The organism is Burkholderia sp. Ac-20345 (assembly GCF_017104825.1).
Lineage (GTDB): Bacteria > Pseudomonadota > Gammaproteobacteria > Burkholderiales > Burkholderiaceae > Burkholderia > Burkholderia lata_B.
The window spans coordinates 18,734-38,039 of record NZ_JAAGPO010000010.1 but is presented as its reverse complement, the minus strand read 5'-3'; the positions used below and the strand labels follow the sequence as shown (position 1 = coordinate 38,039).

The following is a 19,306-nucleotide window of genomic DNA, read 5'->3' as shown; positions in this document are numbered from 1 at the left end:
GGCCCGCGCTAAAAAACGATGCTCTGCTGCGCTGCAGAAAATAATCAATCGCCTTATGCTGGTTAACCCGATCGCGTTTGAGCGGCGTCAAGTTTTCCGGTGATGCCGCTTTACATTTTGCCAACACTGGCGATTCACGAAATCTATCTGTCGATTTGATTTCGTTCCTTTCGTCTCGCCTGTCCCCGATGCAGTGCGCGACTTCATCAAGGCCTCGTTGACATGCATGATTTCCCCTTCCTGAGCCTGGCCATCTGGGCTCCGATCCTGTTCGGCGCGTGCCTGCTGCGCGCCGGTTCCGACCATCATCCGCGTCGTACGCGGCTCATCGCACTCGTCGGCGCGCTGGTGGGGCTTGCGGCCGTCGTGCCGCTGGTCGCCGGTTTCGATGCGCACTCGGCTGCGATGCAGTTCGCCGAAAGCCGCAACTGGCTGGCGGCATTCAATTCCGGATGGCGGGTCGGCATCGACGGCGCGTCGCTGTGGCTCGTCGTGCTGACCGCGTTCACGACGCTCGTGGTGGTGGTGGCGTCGTGGGAGTCGATCACGGTGCGCGTCGCGCAGTACTACGCGTCGTTCCTGATCCTGTCGGGGCTGATGGTCGGCGTGTTCGTCGCACAGGACGGGCTGCTGTTCTTCATCTTCTTCGAGGCGACGCTGATTCCGCTGTACCTGCTGATCGGCACGTGGGGACGCGAGCGTCGCGTGTACGCGGCCGTGAAGTTCTTCTTCATCTCGTTCGCCGGTTCGCTGTTGCTGCTGATGGCGATGCTGTACCTGTACGCGCAGTCGCATACGTTCGACATGGCCGTCTGGCGCACGCTGCAGCTCGGCTTCGCACCGCAGTTGCTGGTGTTCCTCGGCTTCTTTGTCGCATTCGCGGTCAAGGTGCCGATGTGGCCGGTCCACACGTGGCTGAGCGACGTCTACACCGACGGCCCGACCGGTGCTGCGCTGATGCTCGCGATGCTCAAGCTCGGCGGCTACGGGTTCCTGCGCTTCGCGCTGCCGGTCACGCCCGATGCGAGCCACTTCTTCGCGCCGGCCGTGATCGCGCTGTCGCTGTTCGCGATCGTCTATGCGAGCCTGATCGCGCTCGCGCAGACCGATCTCGGCAAGCTGCTCGCGTACTCGACGGTCGCGCACATGGGGATCGTCACGCTCGGGCTGTTCCTGTTCAACCGGATCGGCGTCGAAGGCGCGATCGTGCAGCTCGTGTCGTACGGCTTCGTCGCGGGCGCGATGCTGTTGTGCGTGAACGTGCTCGTCGATCGCACGAAGCAGCGCGAGATTGCCGCGTATGGCGGCGTCGCGGGCGTGATGCCGCGTTTCGCGACCTTCACGGTGCTGTTCGCGATGGCCAACGTCGGCCTGCCGGGCACGTCGGGGTTCGTCGGCGAGTTCATGGTCATCATGGGCGCGATCCGCTTCAACTTCTGGATCGGCGCCATCGCGGCACTCACGCTGATCCTCAGCGCGTCGTACACGCTGTGGATGCTCAAGCGCGTCGTGTTCGGCAAGGTCGCGAGCCAGCGGATCGCGAAGCTCGCCGACCTGAACCGTCGCGAGATCGTGATGTTCGCGTCGCTCGCACTGGTCGTGCTGGCGGTCGGCATCGATCCGAAGCCGTTCACCGACGCGATCGATCCGACCGTCGGCAGGCTGATCGAAGACGCGAGCCATTCGAAGCTGCCGACGGGGGACGGCCCTGCGCAGCCGCAGCCGTCATACATGGCATCGACGCGCGGCTGATCGCGGCACGTCGCACGAGCGGGGTGCATCGCACGGCGGTGCGGTCGTTGCGCATACATCGATTCGATCGCGGTCCGGCGCAGGCAGCGCCGGGCCGGCTTTCGGCTGCGTGAAATTGCCCCGCGACAATCTGTCTCACGGCAGATTCTGCAATGATGATTTTCCGCATTAGCTGGTTTTTCATCGCACTCGCGCGACGTATGATTCGGCCACTTTCGTGAATCGAATGCGCATCGGGCATACGCAAACGGATTCAATGACCCTCGGGCTGTGTGATGAAAAGAAAAGCTTCAAAAGGCGGGGCGGCGCTGATGTCGATCGGCGCGGCTTTGAGCCTGTCAGGCTGTAATTTAGATGTACTAAATCCGAAAGGAAGCGTGGGTGCTGCCGAAAAGGCGCTGATCGCGACGTCCACCTGGGCGATGCTGATCGTCGTCGTGCCGGTGATTCTGCTCACGCTGTGGTTCGCGTGGCGTTACCGCGCGTCGAACCGCAACGCCACCTACGCGCCAAACTGGTCGCACTCGACTGCGATCGAGGTCGTGATCTGGACGGTGCCGACGCTGATCATCCTGTTCCTCGCCGTGCTCACGTGGAAGACCACGCACGAGCTCGACCCGTACAAGCCGCTCGAGTCGTCGGTGAAGCCGATCGACGTCGAGGTCGTCGCACTCGACTGGAAGTGGCTGTTCATCTATCCGGAACTCGGCATCGCGTCGGTGAACCAGCTTGCGATTCCGGTCGGCACGCCGGTGAACTTCCGCATCACGTCGGATTCGGTGATGAATTCGTTCTTCATCCCGCAGCTCGGCGGCCAGGTCTATGCGATGGCCGGCATGCAGACGCGCCTGCACCTGATCGCCGACGAGCCCGGCAACTACGCGGGCACGTCCGCCAACTTCAGCGGCCGCGGCTTCTCCGACATGAAGTTCCGCACGCTCGCCGAGCCGCGCGAACAGTTCGATGCATGGGTGCAGAAGGTGAAGGCGTCGCCGGACCGGCTCGACGCGACCGTATACGGCACCGTCGCGCAGCCGAGCGAGAAGGCGCCCGTGCGCTACTTCTCGTCGGTCGACCCGCGGCTCTTCCACAACATCATCGCGAAATACAACGATGGCCACGTCCTCGACCTGAAGGACGCCGCCTGCGGCACGAAGGGGTAACGCATGTTCGGCAAACTCACACTATCGGCGATCCCGTTCGATCAGCCCATCATCATGGTGGCCGGTGCCTTCATGGGGCTGGCCGTGCTGGGCATTCTCGCCGCACTGACGATCACCGGCCGGTGGAAATGGCTGTGGACGGAATGGCTGACCACGGTCGACCACAAGAGGCTCGGCGTGATGTACATCATCGTCGCGCTGATCATGCTGCTGCGCGGCTTCGCCGACGCGATCATGATGCGCATGCAGCTCGCGCTCTCGTACAACGCACCCGGCTACCTGCCGCCGCACCACTATGACCAGATCTTCACGGCACACGGCGTGATCATGATCTTCTTCATGGCGATGGTGTTCATGGTCGGCCTGATGAACCTGGTCGTGCCGCTGCAGATCGGTGCGCGCGACGTCGCGTTCCCGTTCATCAACTCGCTCTCGTTCTGGATGACGGCCGTCAGCGCGATCCTGATCAACGTCTCGCTCGTGATCGGTGAATTCGCACAGACGGGCTGGCTCGCGTATCCGCCGCTGTCGGAGCTGCAGTTCAGTCCGGGGGTAGGGGTCGACTACTACCTGTGGGCGCTGCAGATCTCGGGCGTCGGCACGCTGCTGACCGGCGTGAACTTCTTCGTGACGATCATCAAGATGCGCGCGCCGGGCATGACGCTGATGAAGATGCCGGTGTTCACGTGGACCGCCCTCTGCACGAACGTGCTGATCATGGCGTCGTTCCCGATCCTGACCGCGACGCTCGCGCTGCTCGGCCTCGACCGTTACCTCGGCATGCACTTCTTCACGAACGAAGCCGGCGGCAACGCGATGCTGTACCTGAACCTGATCTGGGCATGGGGTCACCCTGAGGTGTACATCCTGATCCTGCCGGCGTTCGGCATCTTCTCGGAAGTCATCTCGACGTTCGCGAAGAAGCCGCTGTTCGGCTACAAGACGATGGTGTACGCGACCTGCGCGATCATGGTGCTGTCGTTCCTCGTCTGGCTGCACCACTTCTTCACGATGGGCTCGGGTGCGAACGTGAATGCGTTCTTCGGCATCATGACGATGATCATCGCGATCCCGACCGGCGTGAAGGTGTTCAACTGGCTGTTCACGATGTACCGCGGCCGGATCGAATTCACGACGCCGGTGCTGTGGACGATCGGCTTCATGGTCACGTTCACGCTCGGCGGCATGACCGGCGTGATGATGGCGATTCCCGGCGCGGACTTCGTGCTGCACAACAGCCTGTTCCTGATCGCGCACTTCCACAACGTGATCATCGGCGGCGTGCTGTTCGGTTATCTCGCGGGCTTCAACTACTGGTTCCCGAAGGCGTTCGGCTTCAAGCTGAACGAGAAGCTCGGCAAGGCGGCATTCTGGTTCTGGCAGATCGGCTTCTACGTCGCGTTCGTGCCGCTCTACGTGCTCGGCTTCATGGGCATGACGCGCCGGATCAACCACTACGACAACCCGGCCTGGCATCCGTGGCTGCTGGTCGCCGCATTCGGCGCCGTGCTGATCGCGATCGGCATTGCGTGCCAGCTGCTGCAACTGGTGGTCAGCATCCGCAACCGCAACCTGCCCGAGTACCGCGACACGACGGGCGATCCGTGGGGCGGCCGCACGCTGGAGTGGGCGACCTCGTCGCCGCCGGCCGACTACAACTTCGCGGTGATCCCGCAGGTGCGCACGCTCGACGCGTACGCCGACATGAAGGCGCGCGGCGACGGCCGGCCGAACCCGGCGGAAATTCGCGACATCCACATGCCGTCGAATACCTGCGCGGGCCTTGTGATTGCGATCTTCAGCCTGGTGCTCGGCTTCGCGCTGGTGTGGCACATCTGGTGGATGGCGATCGGCGGCCTGGTCGGGATCGTCGCGACGCTCGTGATCTACAGCTCGCGTGACAACGACGGCTATTACGTCCCCGCGTCGACGGTGCGGAAGATCGAAGACAAGCAGCCGACGAAGCGCGTGGCCGCGCGCGTCGACGACGTGGAACTGGAGGCCAACTGATGTTGCAGAAAACCTTGAGCGCAACCCTGCTCGAGCACGACGACCATCCGCCGTCGCACTCGGTGTTCGGGTTCTGGCTGTACCTGATGACCGACTGCGTGATCTTCGCAGCGCTGTTCGCGACGTTCGCGGTGCTCGGCCAGCAGCATGCGGGCGGGCCGACCGCGAAAGACCTGTTCGACATTCCGGGCGTCGCGGTGGAAACCGCCGCGCTGCTGCTGTCGAGCATCACGTACGGTTTCGCGATGCTCGCCGCGTACAAGCAGCGGCGCGGCGCGCTGCTCGCGTGGCTCGCGGTGACGTTCGTGCTCGGCGCGGCGTTTCTCGTGATGGAACTGCGCGAGTTCTCGCACCTGATCGCGGAAGGCGCGGGCCCGCAGCGCAGCGCGTTCCTGTCGGCGTTCTTCACGCTGGTCGGCACGCACGGGCTGCACGTGACGGCCGGCCTGCTGTGGATGATCGTGCTCGCCGGGCAGATCGTGTTCCGCGGCGGCGACCTGACCGATCGCGACCTGCGACGCCTGACGTGCCTGAGCCTCTTCTGGCACTTTCTCGACATCGTGTGGATCTGCGTGTTTTCCTTTGTCTATCTCGCGAGCGTGATCTAAATGGCCCATTCGCATTCGTCTCAACTCGAAGAAGGGCACGGCAGTGTCGGCGGCTACGTCGCCGGTTTCATCCTGTCGGTGCTGCTCACGGCCGCGTCGTTCGGCCTCGTGATGGGCGGCGTGCTGTCGCCGCACGCGTCGCTGATCGCGCTTGCCGTGCTCGCGTTCGTGCAGATCGTCGTGCACCTCGTGTACTTCCTGCACATGAACGGCTCGTCGGGCCAGCGCTGGAACGTGATGGCGTTCAGCTACACGGTGCTGACCGCGGCGATCCTGATCGTCGGCACGCTGTGGGTGATGCACAACGTCAGCATGAACATGATGTCGCGCTGAGCGGCATCGCGGCGCAGCGGTCGGTATCCATGCGCTTTCATGCAAAAAAGGCGGCACGCGAGTGCCGCCTTTTTGTTTTTCCCGGCCGCGTTGCGCCGGGCCGCGGGATCAATGCGGTGTGCTCGCATCGGCCGTCAGCGCATGCGTGCAGTCCGCACGGTACTCGGCGGCGAGGCGATGTTTCGCGCCGTCGAGATCGTCGGGGTAGTAAGGGCTCGCGTGCGCGGGATCGTAGCCGACCTGTTCGAGTTCGGTCAGCTCGCGCACGAGGTCCGCATGCGTGACGTCGTGGCCGGTGTGAACGAACGGGTACGCGTTGCATTCCTGCGGTGTCAGGTGAGGTGCCGCGAACGCGGCGGTGCTGGCGCATGCGAGCAGCATGCAGGCGACGGTGGTCGACAGTTTCATCCGGTAGCTCCTGGTTGCGCGGCCCGATGCCGCATGACGTCAGCGTAGGCGGCGCGCACGACGGGGCGGGCGACGCACGGATGAAACATGTTTCACCCGTGCGCCAAGGCACCGGATGAAGCATTTTTCATGTAACGCCGGACGGCGATCGGGGCGTCTACGATAGTCGCGGGCGCATCGCGTGCGCCCGTCATGACGTTCATTGCGAGGGCAACCATGCGAGTACTGACGGTCGAGGATGATGCGGTGACCGCGAACGAAATCGTCGGCGAACTGACCGCGCGCGGGTTCGAGGTCGACTGGATCGACAACGGCCGCGAAGGCATGCTGCGCGCGATGAGTGCATCGTACGACGCGATCACGCTCGACCGGATGCTGCCGGGCGCGGACGGCCTCGCGATCCTGACCGCGATGCGCACGGTCGGCATCGATACACCGGTGCTGATGCTGAGCGCGCTCGGCGATGTCGACGAGCGCATCCGCGGGCTGCGCGCGGGCGGCGACGATTACCTGACGAAGCCGTTCGACTCCGGCGAACTGAGCGCGCGCATCGAGGTGCTGCTGCGTCGCCGGCAGGCGTCGGGCGTGCCGCAGCAGACGCTGTTGAAGGTCGGTGCGCTCGAGCTCGATCTCATTTCGCGCTGCGCGCGTCGCGGGGCCGACGAGATTCCGCTGTTGCCGACCGAGTTCCGCGTGCTCGAATTCATGATGCGCAACGCGGGCCAGACGATCACGCGCACGATGCTGTTCGAGACGGTGTGGGGCTATCACTTCGATCCCGGCACCAACCTGATCGACGTCCACATGGGCCGGCTGCGCAAGAAGATCGATCCGCCCGGCGCGACCCCGATGATCCAGACGGTGCGCGGCTCGGGCTACATGCTCGCGTGACGGAGGCCCGGATGGATGCGGCTCGCGCGGCGAACTTCACGCGCCGCTGGCACACGACGACGTTTCGCTGGCTGTGCGCGTATGCGGCGATCTTCTCGGTTTCGCTGCTCGTGCTCGCGGGCGTGATCAGCGTGGCCGCGACGCACACGATGACGCGCGACACCGACGAGGTGCTCGCGTGGCAGCTGATCTATTTCGATTCGATTCCCGATGCCGAGCTGCCGCTCGCGATCCACCGGCGGCTCGAGCACGAGCACATGCATACCAGTTTCTACGGGCTGTTCGACGCGAACGGGCGCCGCGTGGCCGGGGACATTGCGACGCCGCCCGCACTGCGTACGGATCGCAACGGACGTACGCTGAACCGCACGCTTGCGCCGCTCGACGGCCAGCCCGCACCGATCACGCGTGCGATGGCCGTACGCCGCGACAACGGGATGACGCTGGTCGTCGCACGCGACCTGTCGCATTTCATCCAGATCCGCGACGTCGCGATCCGCGGGCTCGTGATCGGTGGCGTGATGATCCTGATCGCGGGCATCGCGGGCGGCAGCATGCTCGGCATGCGGCAGATGCGTCGCGTCGCCGCGATCCGGCGCGTCACGCGGCAGATCGCCGAGGGCGATCTCGGCAAGCGGCTGCCGGTCGGACGCTACGACGAACTCGACCTGCTCGCGCATCTCGTGAACCACATGCTCGACGAAGTCGAGCGGCTGATGGGTGAGGTACGTCATACCTGCGATGGCATCGCGCACGATCTGCGCACGCCGCTCGCACGCGTGCACACGATGCTGGCCCGGCTCGCGGAGCAGCCGTTTTGCGCGGACGATCCCGCGTCGTCGGCACTGCTCGCGACGGCGCGCGACGAGACCGACCGGTTGCTCGAGCGCTTTCGGGCGATGCTGCGCATCTCCGAGATCGGCACGCTGAGCCGGCGCGGCGGCTTTGCCGCGGTCGACGTCACGGCCTTGCTGCGCGACGTATGCGAGCTCTATGAACCGCTGGCCGAGGCCGTCGACGTGTCGTTCGAACTCGCCGCGACAACGGTCGACCGCATTCATGGCGATCGTGCGCTGCTGTTCGAGGCGTTCAGCAATCTCGCGGATAACGCAATCAAGTTCACGCCGCCGGGCGGCCGCGTGCGCGTCGCGCTCCATTCAACGCCGAGCGGGCCGCTCGTGCGATTCGAAGACACCGGGCCTGGCATCCCGCCAGGTGAGCGCGACGCGGTGCTCGAGCGCTTCTATCGTGGCGAGCGCACGCGCCATGTGAGCGGCTCGGGGCTGGGACTGAGCATCGTCTCGGCGGTGATGCACGTGCACGGCTTCGCGCTGCGAATCGGCGATGCGCCACTGGCCGGTGCGGCGATCACGGTCGAGTGCTGGCCGCGCTCGCTCGCATGACGGCGTCAGGGAACGGTCGATGCGCATCCTGCTGATTTCCCCGCCGAACCCGGAGGTGGCGCGGCTCGACAAGGCATTTCGCGAGAGCACGCATGGCGTCGAGCGCGTCGATGGATGGCGCGACGGCTGCTTCGTGGCGACCCAGGACCGGTTCGATGCGATCGTGATCGTTGCGCCCGATACGGCCGCCGGCCCGGCGATTCTCGAGGCATTGCCGCGACTCGCCGCATCGGCCGGTGGCGCAACGATTGCCGCGATCGTCGCCGGCGCGGCACCCGCGCAGCGTGCGCAAATGCTGCAGGCCGGCTGCGATGTGTGTCTGGCCCATCCCTGTTCGTTCGTGGAGCTGCACGAGCGGCTGCGCGCGCTGTGGCGCCGTACGGGCGTCATCGCGATGCGTGAGCCGGTCCGGCTCGACGCGGCCACGCGCGCACTCGAGGAGCATGGCCGTAGGCTGGCGCTCAGCACACGGGAATTCCGTCTCGTCGAATGCCTGCTGCGCGAAGCGGGGCGACCGGTCGGGCGCGATGCCGTGCTGCGTTATGCATGGGGCGATGCCGACGTCGAACCCGAGACCGTCAACGCGCTGGTCGTGCGGTTGCGGCGCAAGCTGGCCGCACACGCGTTTTCCGCGCGCATCGAAACGGTCGCGCGATTCGGGTTCAGGTTCGACGCGGGCGGATAACGACGCGGTATCGCGCCGTGCCGGGCAGATGGCACGCATGCCGCGCGTCGCGCGGCATGTTCGATTGCGTGCGGTCAGTGCGAATAGAGTTCGCGGTTGAGCAGTGCGAGCTGGCCGTCGCGTTCGGCACGGACGAGTTGGCGATACACCTGCGCGCGTGTCAGCGGCGTTGCCGGCCGTGCGTTCCATGCCTGTTGCGACGGCAACGGTGCGGGCGCGGTCGCGGCGAACGTCTGCGGCGCAGTCGCGGTGGCGAGCTGCGTTGCGCTGGCCCGGCCGGGCAGCGCGACACACAGGGCGGAGAGCAGCGTGGCGAACATCAATGTCTTCATGGCGTGATCCTTTTCGAGTGACAGTGGCCGGTGCCGCAATGGCGATGCCGGCAGGATCGACGTTATCGGGTGCGCCCGTGCGGGCACCGGGCGCGCCGATGAAGAAACGTTCATGAACGCGCGTCATGCCAGCCGCCGCCGAGCGCGCGCACGAGCCCGACGGATGCCTGCAGGCGTCGGGCGTCGACGTCGAACGACGCGATCTGCGTATCGAGTTCGGTCGTCTGCGCGGTGACCACGTCGAGATAGCTGACCGCCCCGTCGCGATAGCGCGACAATGCCAACGCGAGCGAATGCCGCGCTGCGACGAGCGCCGCGTCGTCCTGATCCGATTCGTCGCCGAGGCGGTGCAACTGCGCAAGATCGTCCTCGACTTCGCGGAACGCCTGCAGCACGACCGAGCGGTAGCGCGCGCCCTGTTCGTTGAACTGCGCACGCGCATTGCGTACGCCGGCGGCACGCCGGCCCCCGTCGAACAGCGTCATCGCGAGACGCGGTCCGATCGACCAGATCTCGTTTGGCGCGGCGAGCCACGGCGAAAACGTATCGCTCTGGAACCCGGCGTCGAGGCCGAGCGACAGGTCGGGAAAGTAGGCCGCGCGTGCGACGCCGATCCGTGCGTTTGCGGCCGCGACCCGGCGTTCGGCGGCGGCGACGTCGGGCCGGCGTTCGAGCAGCGTCGACGCGAGCCCGGTCGGAATCGACGGCACGCCCGGCAGCGCGGCAACGAGCGGCAGCGAGAACGTCGACGCGGATGTGCCGACGAGTGCCGCGATCGCATGCTCGTCGAGCGCGCGGCGAGCGGCGATGTCGGACGCACGCGCTTGTGCCAGTGCGAGTTGCGTTTGCGCACGCGAAACGTCGAGCCCCGATGCGAGGCCGCCGCGATGGCGACTGACCGTCAGTTGCCATGCACGACGGTACGTGTCGATCGTTTGCGCGAGCGTGTCCGCTTCACGGTCGAGTCCCGCGAGGTCGAAGTAGGTGCTGGCGACGCCGGCCTGCAGGCTGAGCCGGACCGACGCGAGATCGTCGTCGGCCGCCTGCGCGTCGTCGCGGCCGGCCGCGACCGCGTTGCGGACCTTGCCCCACAGATCGACGTCGTAGCCGAATCCCGCTTCGAGCGTGTTCGACTCATAGGTATCGGGCTGGCCGCTGCCGCGCAGCGGCCGGCGAGCGGACTGACGGTCGCGGTCGGTCTCGGCACCGATGCCCACGGTCGGCAGCAATGCCGCATGCGCCTCGTCGAACAGCGCGGCGGCTTCGTCGTGCCTTGCGACGGCGGCGGCCAGGTCGGGATTCGCGCGCGCGACGAGCGGTTCGAGCCGGTCGAGTGTCGCGTCGCCGTACACGCGCCACCAGCCGTCACGCGGCAGGCGATCGGCCGGTGCGGCATCGACCCACGCGCCCGTTTCGCGAAACGCGGCCGGTACGGGAACGGCCGGTGCGCGATAGGTCGGCGCGAGCGAGCAGCCGGCGAGCAGCGCGACGCTGCCCAGCCACACAGCGAGCAGACGGTCAGCCATGCGCACGCTCCGTCGTCGCGGTGCCGGCGATACGCACGGGGTCGCCGTCCGCGAGCGAATCGGGCGGATTGTCGATCACGCGGTCGCCAGCCGTGAGCCCCGACGCGATCTCGACGCGCGTGCCGAGATCGGTCGCGATCGATACGTTGCGCAGCCGTGCATGCCCGGTTCCATCGAGCACGGCGACTTGCAACCCGTCGTGGCGGAAGATCAGCGTGCTAGCCGGAATCGACAGCGCATGCGCGGTGTCGGGCATCGCGATCCGCACCTGCGCGTATTCGCCCGGGAACAGCGTGCCGGCCGGGTTCGCGATCGAGAATTGCGCGAGCAGCGTGCCGGAAGCCGGATCGATCGATTGGGCGGAATCCGCGAGCGTGGCATCGAACGTCCTGCCGGGGCGCTCGGGGACGGTCAGCGCGACACGCATGCCTGCGCGGATCGCGGCCGAGTCGTCTTGCGGGACATGGACGTACAGCCGCAGCCGCCGAGCGTCCGAGACGGTGAAGAGTTCGGCGCCGTTGCTGCTGCCCGCGTCGATCAGTGCGCCGACATCGGTCTTGCGGGCCGTCACGATGCCGTCGAACGGCGCGGTGAGCCGTTTGAACGACTCGAGTGCTTCGAGCCTCCTTACGTTGGCGGTGCTGGCCGCGACGGCCGCGCGCTTCGCGTCGAGGTCGCTGCGCTTCTCGTCGGCTTCCTGCTGCGAGACGGAATCCTGCGCGAGCATCTCGGCCCAGCGGGCAGCCGTGACGGCCGCAAGCCGTTCGTTCGCGGTCGCGCTCTGAAGGTCGGCGCGCGCCTGCTGCAACTGCTGGTCGAGATCGGGCGTGTCGATCGATGCGAGCAACTGTCCGGCCTTCACGTGCGCGCCGATGTCGGCATACCACGCGTGCAGGTAGCCGGGCACGCGCGCGTAGATCGGCGCGTCGACGTACGCGTCGAGCCGGCCGGGCAGCACCAGCGCGTCGGCCGCGGCCGGCTGCGGCGCAACCGTCGCCACGGTCGGAATCGCCTGTTGCACGGTCCACGCGGCGACCGCGTGTGCATCGTGCATGCGTGCGACGAGGCCGGCCGCCGCGACGGCGAGCGCGGCGATGGCACCCGCGATCGCGAGCGGTTTCAGATAGCGCGGCGTGCCAGGGGGGCGGACGTCGAATTCAGTGGACATGCTGTTCTCCCGGAGTGAGGGGCAGGGATTCGGAACGGGGCGCGTGATCGCGCCGGTGGACGAGGCTGAACACGACGGGCACGAACACCAGCGTCGCGACGGTCGCGCACAGCAGGCCGCCGATGACCGCGCGGCCGAGCGGTGCGTTCTGCTCCCCGCCGTCGCCGAGACCAAGCGCCATCGGCGCCATGCCGATGATCATCGCGAGCGCGGTCATCATCACGGGCCGAAAGCGCGTGAAGCCGGCCTCGAGCGCGGCGACGGCCGCGTCGGCGGTATGCGCGAGCCGTTCGCGCGCGAAGGTCACGACGAGGATGCTGTTCGCGGTCGCGACCCCCATGCACAGGATCGCGCCCGTCAATGCCGGCACCGACAGCGGCGTGCGCGTGACGAACAGCATCCAGACGATGCCGGCGAGCGCTGCGGGCAGGCCGCTCACGATCACAAATGCGTCGCGCCATGAATGGAAGTTGACGACGATCAGCAGGTAGATCAGCAGGACCGCGCCGGCGAGGCCCGCGAGCAGCCCGCCGAATGCGCTGTTCATCGTCTGCACCTGGCCGCGCACGGTCACGCGCGATCCTTTGGGCAAGCCGGCCGCGCTCGCGCGCAGCACGTGCTCGATGTCGGCGCTGACCGCGCCGAGATCGCGGTCCTGCGTCGTCGCGAAGATGTCGTACAGCGGTGCGATGTCGTAGTGCGAGACAACAGCGTCGGTCTGCCCACGCACGATCGTCGCGAGACCGCCGAGCAGTTGCGCGGCGCCCGCACGGCCCGTGACGGGCAGCGCGCGCAGGTCCGACAGCGACGTCATCCGGTACTGGGGCGTCTGCGCGACGATCGGATACGACACGCCGTTGTGTGGATCGAGCCAGTAGGTCGGCGACACCTGGCTCGTACCGGACAGGCTTGCGACCACCGCATTGGTGACGTCCTGCTCGGTGATGCCGAGTTGCGCGGCACGCGTGCGGTCGACCGATACCGTGAACTGCGGATAGGTCGACGCCTGCTGCACGCGCGCGTCGGCAACCCCCGGCACGCCGCGGATGCGCCGCAACAGCTCGGTGGCATAGGCGCGGTTGGCGGCGCGGTCGGGGCCTGTCACCTGCACGTCGATCGGAGCGGGCGCGCCGAAGTTGAGGATCTGGCTCACGATGTCGGCGGGCAGGAACGAGAACGTCACGCCGGGAAACGCGCGCGGCAGCACCGTACGCAACCGTTTGACGTAGTCGGCCGTCGGCGCGTGGTCGCCCGTGAGCGACACGAGGATGTCGCCGTCCTGCGGGCCGATCGTGCCGCTGTTGCTGTAGGTGAGGTTGATCCCGCTGTTCGGCAGTCCCATGTTGTCGACGATGCTCGCGACCGCGCGCGGCGGCACGACGCCGCGCACCGTCTGCTCGACGTGGTCGAACAGCGCGGCCGTTTCCTCGATGCGCGTGCCGATCGGTGCACGCACGTGGATCGCGATTTCGCCCGCGTCGACCGACGGGAAGAAATTGCGGCCGAGCCACGGCACCAGCACGAACGACACCGCGACCGCGGCGAGGAACAGCGCGACGAAGCGCGCGCGATGGGTGAGGGCGAGGCCGAGCACGACGCGGTAGCCGGCGCGCAGTGCCGTGAAGTGGCGCTCGAACCCCTGCTGGAACGCGACGAGCGGATTGCGCGCACGTGGCGGCGGGAATGGCGCGCCGTGCGGCGCGAGTGCGGCTGCGGCATGCGCGGCATGCGGTTTCAACAGGTAGCGGGCCATCATTGGCACGAACGTGCGCGACAGCACGAACGACGCGATCATCGCGAAGATCACGGCTTCGGCCATCGGCACGAACAGGAAGCGTGCCACGCCGTCGAGCAGCAGCATCGGCACGAACACGATGCAGATGCACAGCAGCGACACGAAGGCCGGTGCGACGATCTGCGACGCGCCGTCGAGGATCGCATCGCGCACGTCCTTTCCCTGTTCGAGGTGCCAGTTCACGTTTTCGATCGTGACGGTGGCATCGTCGACGAGAATGCCGACCGCGAGCGCGAGTCCGCCGAGCGTCATCACGTTGAGCGTCTCGCCCGCGGCCGCGAGCGCCGCGATCGCGGCCAGCACCGCGAGCGGAATGGATGCGGCGATGATCAGCGTCGAGCGCCAGCTGCCGAGGAACAGCAGGATCATCGCGGACGTGAGCGCGGCGGCGATCAGGCCTTCGCGCGCCACGCCGCTGACCGCGCCCTTGACGAACACGGACTGGTCGCCCATCACGACGAGCCTGAGCGACGGCGGTAGTGTGGCCTCGATGCGCGGCAACTGCGCCTTGACGCCCGAGATGATGTCGAGCGTCGACGCCGACCCGCTTTTCAGCACGCTCATCAGTACCGCACGACGGCCGTCGACGCGCACGATGTTGCCCTGCGGCGGATAGCCGTCGCGTACGTGCGCGACGTCGCGCATGAAGATCACCGCGCCGTTCACGCTCCGGATCGGCAGCGCATTGATCTGGTCGATGGTCAGCGGGCTGTCGTTGAGCCGGATGTTGTATTCGAAGCCGCCGATCTTCTGCGTGCCGGCCGGGATGATCTGGTTCTGCTGCGCGAGCGCGGTCGCGACGTCCTGCGCGGACAGCCCCTTGGCCTGCAGCGCCTGCGGATCGAGATCGATCTGCACCTGGCGCACCTTGCCGCCGTACGGCGACGGAATCGCGACACCCGCGACGGACAGCAGCTGAGGCCGGATCACGTTGGTCGCGTAGTCGCCGAGCTGCTGTTCGTTCAGCGTGTCGCTGGTCAGCGCCAGTTGCAGCACGGGCACCGTCGATGCGTTGTAGTTGAGGATCTGCGGCGGCGTGGTGCCCGGCGGCATCTGCTTGAGCACGGTCTGCGAGATCGACGTGACCTGCGCGGTCGCGGTGCGGATGTCGACGCTCGGCTGGAAGAAGATCTTGACGATCCCGAAGCTGCGGAACGATTGCGACTCGATGTGCGCAACGTCGTTGACCGTCGTGCCGAGCGTGCGCTCGTAGTAGGTGACGATGCGCCCGGCCATGTCGGCCGGCTGCAGGCCCGCGTAGTTCCACACGACGCTGATGACCGGAATCCGGATGTCGGGGAAGATGTCGGTCGGCGTGCGCAGTGCCGCGAGCGGCCCCGCGATCAGGATCAGCAGCGCGAGGACGATGAACGTGTAGGGGCGCGCGAGCGCGAGTCGGACGAGTTTCAGCATCGGCGAGGTCTCCGCCGGCGCGGGGCGCCGGCCTGTCAGCGAATTGCCGAAGCGCGGCGGAAGCCCGGTTCGGCTCGCGCAGTGTGCGTGGCGCCGCTTAACGCGGGGCGCGGGGCAGGATGAAAGATGTTTTAGGAAAGGGGCGGGACGGGCGGGGCGGGCGTCGATTGTTACAAGACGTTAGCGCAGGCTTCCCGTTGCGATGCCGCGCATCAGTTCTTACAAAGTGGAAATATGCGGAGACGGCGCTTGCCGTTATAGTCGAATCACACATGAAACAACCAGAAGAGGAATCCATGAAGACCTTGCGTGTTGCCTCGCTCTTGACCGGTATGACGGCCTTGCTCGTGTCGGGCGCAGCAATGGCGGGCGTCAATGTCGGGATCAATCTCGGCGTTCCGGCGCCGGTCTACGTCGCGCCTGCACCCGTGTATGCGCCGCCGCCTCCGCCGCCGGTCGTCTATCAGCCCGCGCCGGTCTACGCGCCGGCACCTGTCTACGCCCCGGCGCCGGTCGTCGTGATCGGCTGGCATGGCGACCGCTACTGGGACGGCCGTCGCTACTGGGGCCGTGACGAGTGGTACCGCCATCACGGCCGCGGCTGGGGCGGCGATCGTGGCGATCGTGGCCACTGGGACAACGGCCGCCACAACGGCTGGCGCTGATCGGCAGGGCGCGCCCGCCTGGTGCGCGCCCGCATCGGCTCGTGAAGAAACCGCCCGCGTGGCGGTTTTCTTTTGGCTCGCAGGCTTGAATGGGTAGAATCGTCCCTCGTTACTACCCTCATTCGACCGACAGGGCCTCTATGACGAAGGGTTCGCCCCGGGCCGCCGCCGCGCGTGTCCGCCGTGCGGTACGGGCTGCCGGCCGCACGGCCGCGGTGTTCGGGCTGCAGGCGGTGCTGGCCGCGACCGCTGCGCACGCGGCCTACGCCATTGCGCAGTACGGCGAGCCGAAATATCCGCCGGGCTTCAAGCATTTCGACTACGTCAACCCCGACGCGCCGAAGGGCGGCACGCTCGTGCTCGCGAACCCGAACCGGCTGACGTCGTTCGACAAGTTCAACCCGTTCACGATGCGCGGCAATTCTGCGCCTGGCATCGACATGCTGTTCGAGAGCCTCGCGACCGGCAGCTCGGACGAGCCGGCGTCCGCGTACGGGCTGCTCGCCGACGACATCGACATCGCGCCGGACCGCCGTTCGGTCACGTTCCACCTGAATCCGCGCGCGCGCTTCTCGAACGGCGACCGCGTCACCGCCGACGACGTCAAGTTCTCGTTCGACACACTGAAGAGCAAGCAGGCCGCGCCGCAGTTCGGCGCGTATTTCGCGGAGATCACGAAGGCCGTGGTCGTCGATCCGTCCACCGTGCGCTTCGAGTTCCGCAGCGCGAACCGCGAACTGCCGCTGATCGCCGGCGGCATGCTGGTGTTTTCGCGTAAGTGGGGATTGCGCGCGGACGGCTCGCGTATCCCGTTCGACCAACTCGCGTTCGAGCAGCCGATCGGCAGCGGCCCGTACCTGATCGAGCGCTACGACAACGGCCGTAATATCACGTACCGGCGCAACCCGGCGTACTGGGGCGCCGACCTGCCGGTGCGGATCGGTACCAACAACTTCGAGCGGATCGTCTACAAGCTCTACGGCGAAGGTGTCGCGCGGCTCGAGGCGTTCAAGGCAGGCGAATATGACGTGCTTGTCGAGAACATTGCGCGCAATTGGGTACGGCAGGATATCGGCAAGCGTTTCGACAGTGGCGAGTTGATCAAGCGCGAGTTTCGGCAGCACAACGGCGCGGGCATGCAGGGTTTCTTCATGAACCTCCGCCGGCCGTTGTTTCGCGATGTGCGGGTGCGCCAGGCGCTCGATCTCGCGCTCGACTTCGAATGGCTGAACCGTCAACTATTCTATGGCGCTTATACGCGCCTCGACAGTTACTTTGCCGATACCGACTTGCAGGCAACCGGTCTGCCGGGGGCGGGCGAACTCAAGCTGCTTGAACCGCTGCGCGCGCAACTCGATCCGGCCGTGTTCGGTCCGATGGTCGTGCAGCCGAGTACGAACCCGCCAAATTCGCTGCGCGCGAACTTGCTGAAGGCGCGTGCGTTGCTTGCGCAGGCTGGCTGGACCTATCGTGACGGCGCGTTGCGCAACGCGCAAGGAGAGCCCTTCACATTCGAGATCCTTGACGACGCGGGCTCCCCGTTCAAGGCGATCGTGGCAGCTTACCAGCGCAATCTTGCGAAGCTTGGTATCGAGGTACGCTTTCGCACGGCCGATTACGCGCTGCTACAAAAGCGCCTGGACGCGTTTGACTACGACATGACACCGATCCGTTACGTCGGGGTACAGGTACCGGGCGCCGAGCTGTTTGCACGTTATGGCAGCAAGTTCGCGGATGAGCCGGGGGCGGACAATGTCATTGGCCTGAAGTCACCGGCCGTCGACGTACTGCTGCACGCGCTCGCCGTCGCCCAGACGCGCGAAGACCTGCTCGACGCGACCCACGCGCTCGACCGCGTGCTGATGCACGGCTACTACGCGGTCCCGCAGTGGTACAGCACGACGCACCGGGTCGCGTACAAGCGCACGCTTGCCTATCCGCAGACGCTGCCGCTGTACTATTCGGCCGAGGGCTGGGTCGTGTCGACCTGGTGGGCGAAGCCCGATCACTGAGCCACGCCGCCCCTACGTCCAACCCCGCTTACCGATCGCGAGTCGACGCCCATGTGGAGCTACATCCTCAAACGCCTGCTGCTGATGATTCCGACGCTCATCGGCGTGCTGACCCTCACGTTCGCGGTGATCCAGTTCGTGCCGGGCGGCCCCGTCGAACAGGCCGTGCAGGAATTGCGCAAGGGCGCGACGGAGCAGGGCGCGGTGCCGTTCGGGATGCGTGCGCACACCGGCGTCGACGCGCAGCAGCTCGCGCAGCTCAAGGCGCTGTACGGTTTCGACAAACCGCCGCTCGAACGCTACTGGCTGATGCTCAAGCGCTTCGCGCGCTTCGATCTCGGTGACAGCTACTTCCGCCACCAGAGCGTGTGGTCGCTGGTCGTGCAGAAGCTGCCCGTGTCGATCAGCATCGGGCTGTGGACGTTCTTCCTCACGTACCTCATATCGGTGCCGCTCGGCATCGCGAAGGCGGTGCGCAACGGTTCGCCGTTCGACGTCGCGACGAGCCTCGTCGTGCTCGTCGGCTATGCGATTCCGGGCTTCGTGCTCGGCGTGCTGCTGCTCGTGCTGTTCGGCGGCGGCTCGTTCTGGCAGCTGTTCCCGCTGCGCGGGCTCACGTCGGACAACTTCGCGCAACTGTCGCTCGTCGGCAAGGTGCTCGATTACCTGTGGCACATCGCGCTGCCGATCACGGCCTCGGTCGTCGGCAACTTCGCGGTCATCACGATGCTCACGAAGAATGCGTTCCTCGACCAGATCCGCCGGCAATACGTGCTGACCGCGCGCGCGAAGGGGCTCTCCGAGCGCAGCGTGTTGTGGAAGCACGTGTTCCGCAACGCGATGCTGCCGCTGATCGTCGGTTTCCCGGCTGCGTTCATCGGCGCGTTCTTCACGGGCAGCCTGCTGATCGAGACGCTGTTCTCGCTCGACGGCCTCGGGCTGCTGTCGTACGAATCGGTCGTGCGGCGCGACTATCCGGTCGTGCTCGGCACGCTGTACCTGTTCACGCTGATCGGGCTCGCGACCAAGCTGATCTCCGATCTCTGCTATGTGTGGGTCGATCCGCGCATTCAATTCGACACCCTGGAGCGCTGACATGAAACCGTCCGTCTGCAAGCCCGGCGTCACCGGGCGAGGTGCGC

At 66.5% G+C, this 19,306-nt stretch carries 16 protein-coding genes; 11 read left to right on the top strand and 5 right to left on the bottom strand.

Translation table 11 applies throughout. The annotated features are described in order from the left end of the window. Positions 1-222 precede the first annotated feature (222 nt). The 5 genes from G3O06_RS06990 (at position 223) to cyoD (ending at position 5,866) form a co-directional block, all read left to right on the top strand. On the top strand, positions 223-1,752 hold the full coding sequence (locus G3O06_RS06990) for an NADH-quinone oxidoreductase subunit M (protein WP_205815525.1): 1,530 nt from the start codon (positions 223-225) through the stop codon (positions 1,750-1,752). A gap of 275 nt (positions 1,753-2,027) precedes the next feature. Beyond that, the gene (cyoA, locus tag G3O06_RS06985; RefSeq protein ID WP_174967332.1) at positions 2,028-2,915 is read left to right on the top strand and encodes a ubiquinol oxidase subunit II; all 888 of its coding nucleotides are present in this window, start codon (positions 2,028-2,030) and stop codon (positions 2,913-2,915) included. Positions 2,916-2,918: 3 nt separating this feature from the next. Then, positions 2,919-4,925, top strand: coding sequence for a cytochrome o ubiquinol oxidase subunit I (gene cyoB / locus G3O06_RS06980; RefSeq protein ID WP_205815524.1), 2,007 nt, complete (start codon positions 2,919-2,921; stop codon positions 4,923-4,925). Continuing rightward, positions 4,925-5,533: a cytochrome o ubiquinol oxidase subunit III gene (gene cyoC / locus G3O06_RS06975; protein ID WP_011352505.1), complete on the top strand. Its 609-nt coding sequence runs from the start codon at positions 4,925-4,927 to the stop codon at positions 5,531-5,533. The genes cyoB and cyoC overlap by 1 nt, the downstream gene beginning before the upstream one ends. Next, a complete protein-coding gene (cyoD, locus tag G3O06_RS06970) occupies positions 5,534-5,866 on the top strand; it encodes a cytochrome o ubiquinol oxidase subunit IV (protein ID WP_011352504.1) in 333 nt (110 codons plus the stop codon). Positions 5,867-5,974: 108 nt separating this feature from the next. Here cyoD and G3O06_RS06965 read toward each other — a convergent pair whose 3' ends face one another. Beyond that, positions 5,975-6,274, bottom strand: coding sequence for a DUF4148 domain-containing protein (locus G3O06_RS06965; RefSeq protein WP_174918719.1), 300 nt, complete (start codon positions 6,272-6,274; stop codon positions 5,975-5,977). A 216-nt stretch (positions 6,275-6,490) separates the two neighbouring features. Between G3O06_RS06965 and G3O06_RS06960 the strand changes: the two genes are divergently transcribed. From G3O06_RS06960 to G3O06_RS06950, 3 genes are read left to right on the top strand one after another with little or no spacing between them, the layout of a single operon-like run. After that, the gene (locus tag G3O06_RS06960) at positions 6,491-7,165 is read left to right on the top strand and encodes a response regulator transcription factor (protein WP_069248317.1); all 675 of its coding nucleotides are present in this window, start codon (positions 6,491-6,493) and stop codon (positions 7,163-7,165) included. Between the two features lie 11 nt (positions 7,166-7,176). Beyond that, positions 7,177-8,568 carry a HAMP domain-containing sensor histidine kinase gene (locus G3O06_RS06955; RefSeq protein WP_205815523.1) on the top strand — a complete coding sequence of 464 codons (1,392 nt, stop codon included), beginning with the start codon at positions 7,177-7,179 and terminating at the stop codon, positions 8,566-8,568. Positions 8,569-8,587: 19 nt separating this feature from the next. Next, a complete protein-coding gene (locus G3O06_RS06950; protein ID WP_174918716.1) occupies positions 8,588-9,253 on the top strand; it encodes a winged helix-turn-helix domain-containing protein in 666 nt (221 codons plus the stop codon). A 74-nt stretch (positions 9,254-9,327) separates the two neighbouring features. On the opposite strand, the gene G3O06_RS06945 is transcribed toward G3O06_RS06950, so the two are convergent. From G3O06_RS06945 to G3O06_RS06930, 4 genes are all read right to left on the bottom strand, one after another. Further along, on the bottom strand, positions 9,328-9,585 hold the full coding sequence (locus tag G3O06_RS06945) for a DUF4148 domain-containing protein (RefSeq protein ID WP_205815522.1): 258 nt from the start codon (positions 9,583-9,585) through the stop codon (positions 9,328-9,330). Between the two features lie 110 nt (positions 9,586-9,695). Further along, positions 9,696-11,111: an efflux transporter outer membrane subunit gene (locus G3O06_RS06940; protein ID WP_205815521.1), complete on the bottom strand. Its 1,416-nt coding sequence runs from the start codon at positions 11,109-11,111 to the stop codon at positions 9,696-9,698. Continuing rightward, positions 11,104-12,279, bottom strand: coding sequence for an efflux RND transporter periplasmic adaptor subunit (locus tag G3O06_RS06935; RefSeq protein WP_205815520.1), 1,176 nt, complete (start codon positions 12,277-12,279; stop codon positions 11,104-11,106). Before G3O06_RS06935 ends, G3O06_RS06940 begins: the two co-directional genes overlap by 8 nt. Further along, the gene (locus G3O06_RS06930; RefSeq protein ID WP_205815519.1) at positions 12,269-15,487 is read right to left on the bottom strand and encodes an efflux RND transporter permease subunit; all 3,219 of its coding nucleotides are present in this window, start codon (positions 15,485-15,487) and stop codon (positions 12,269-12,271) included. Before G3O06_RS06930 ends, G3O06_RS06935 begins: the two co-directional genes overlap by 11 nt. Before the next feature lie 296 nt (positions 15,488-15,783). Between G3O06_RS06930 and G3O06_RS06925 the strand changes: the two genes are divergently transcribed. The 3 genes from G3O06_RS06925 (at position 15,784) to G3O06_RS06915 (ending at position 19,259) form a co-directional block, all read left to right on the top strand. Beyond that, positions 15,784-16,152 (top strand): hypothetical protein, encoded by a 369-nt coding sequence (locus G3O06_RS06925; protein ID WP_174918711.1) that lies wholly within the window; start codon positions 15,784-15,786, stop codon positions 16,150-16,152. Positions 16,153-16,292: 140 nt separating this feature from the next. Continuing rightward, positions 16,293-18,164: an extracellular solute-binding protein gene (locus G3O06_RS06920; RefSeq protein WP_205815518.1), complete on the top strand. Its 1,872-nt coding sequence runs from the start codon at positions 16,293-16,295 to the stop codon at positions 18,162-18,164. 51 nt (positions 18,165-18,215) lie between these two features. Continuing rightward, complete coding sequence (locus G3O06_RS06915; protein ID WP_174918709.1) at positions 18,216-19,259, top strand: ABC transporter permease subunit; 1,044 nt, start codon at positions 18,216-18,218, stop codon at positions 19,257-19,259. Positions 19,260-19,306: the final 47 nt, after the last annotated feature.

Bases quoted from the DNA above. Each gene is read 5' to 3' on its own strand.
- G3O06_RS06990 (WP_205815525.1), top strand. From the start codon at position 223: ATGCATGATTTCCCCTTCCTGAGCCTGGCCATCTGGGCTCCGATCCTG.
- cyoA (WP_174967332.1), top strand. From the start codon at position 2,028: ATGAAAAGAAAAGCTTCAAAAGGCGGGGCGGCGCTGATGTCGATCGGC.
- cyoB (WP_205815524.1), top strand. From the start codon at position 2,919: ATGTTCGGCAAACTCACACTATCGGCGATCCCGTTCGATCAGCCCATC.
- cyoC (WP_011352505.1), top strand. From the start codon at position 4,925: ATGTTGCAGAAAACCTTGAGCGCAACCCTGCTCGAGCACGACGACCAT.
- cyoD (WP_011352504.1), top strand. From the start codon at position 5,534: ATGGCCCATTCGCATTCGTCTCAACTCGAAGAAGGGCACGGCAGTGTC.
- G3O06_RS06965 (WP_174918719.1), bottom strand. From the start codon at position 6,274: ATGAAACTGTCGACCACCGTCGCCTGCATGCTGCTCGCATGCGCCAGC.
- G3O06_RS06960 (WP_069248317.1), top strand. From the start codon at position 6,491: ATGCGAGTACTGACGGTCGAGGATGATGCGGTGACCGCGAACGAAATC.
- G3O06_RS06955 (WP_205815523.1), top strand. From the start codon at position 7,177: ATGGATGCGGCTCGCGCGGCGAACTTCACGCGCCGCTGGCACACGACG.
- G3O06_RS06950 (WP_174918716.1), top strand. From the start codon at position 8,588: ATGCGCATCCTGCTGATTTCCCCGCCGAACCCGGAGGTGGCGCGGCTC.
- G3O06_RS06945 (WP_205815522.1), bottom strand. From the start codon at position 9,585: ATGAAGACATTGATGTTCGCCACGCTGCTCTCCGCCCTGTGTGTCGCG.
- G3O06_RS06940 (WP_205815521.1), bottom strand. From the start codon at position 11,111: ATGGCTGACCGTCTGCTCGCTGTGTGGCTGGGCAGCGTCGCGCTGCTC.
- G3O06_RS06935 (WP_205815520.1), bottom strand. From the start codon at position 12,279: ATGTCCACTGAATTCGACGTCCGCCCCCCTGGCACGCCGCGCTATCTG.
- G3O06_RS06930 (WP_205815519.1), bottom strand. From the start codon at position 15,487: ATGCTGAAACTCGTCCGACTCGCGCTCGCGCGCCCCTACACGTTCATC.
- G3O06_RS06925 (WP_174918711.1), top strand. From the start codon at position 15,784: ATGAAGACCTTGCGTGTTGCCTCGCTCTTGACCGGTATGACGGCCTTG.
- G3O06_RS06920 (WP_205815518.1), top strand. From the start codon at position 16,293: ATGACGAAGGGTTCGCCCCGGGCCGCCGCCGCGCGTGTCCGCCGTGCG.
- G3O06_RS06915 (WP_174918709.1), top strand. From the start codon at position 18,216: ATGTGGAGCTACATCCTCAAACGCCTGCTGCTGATGATTCCGACGCTC.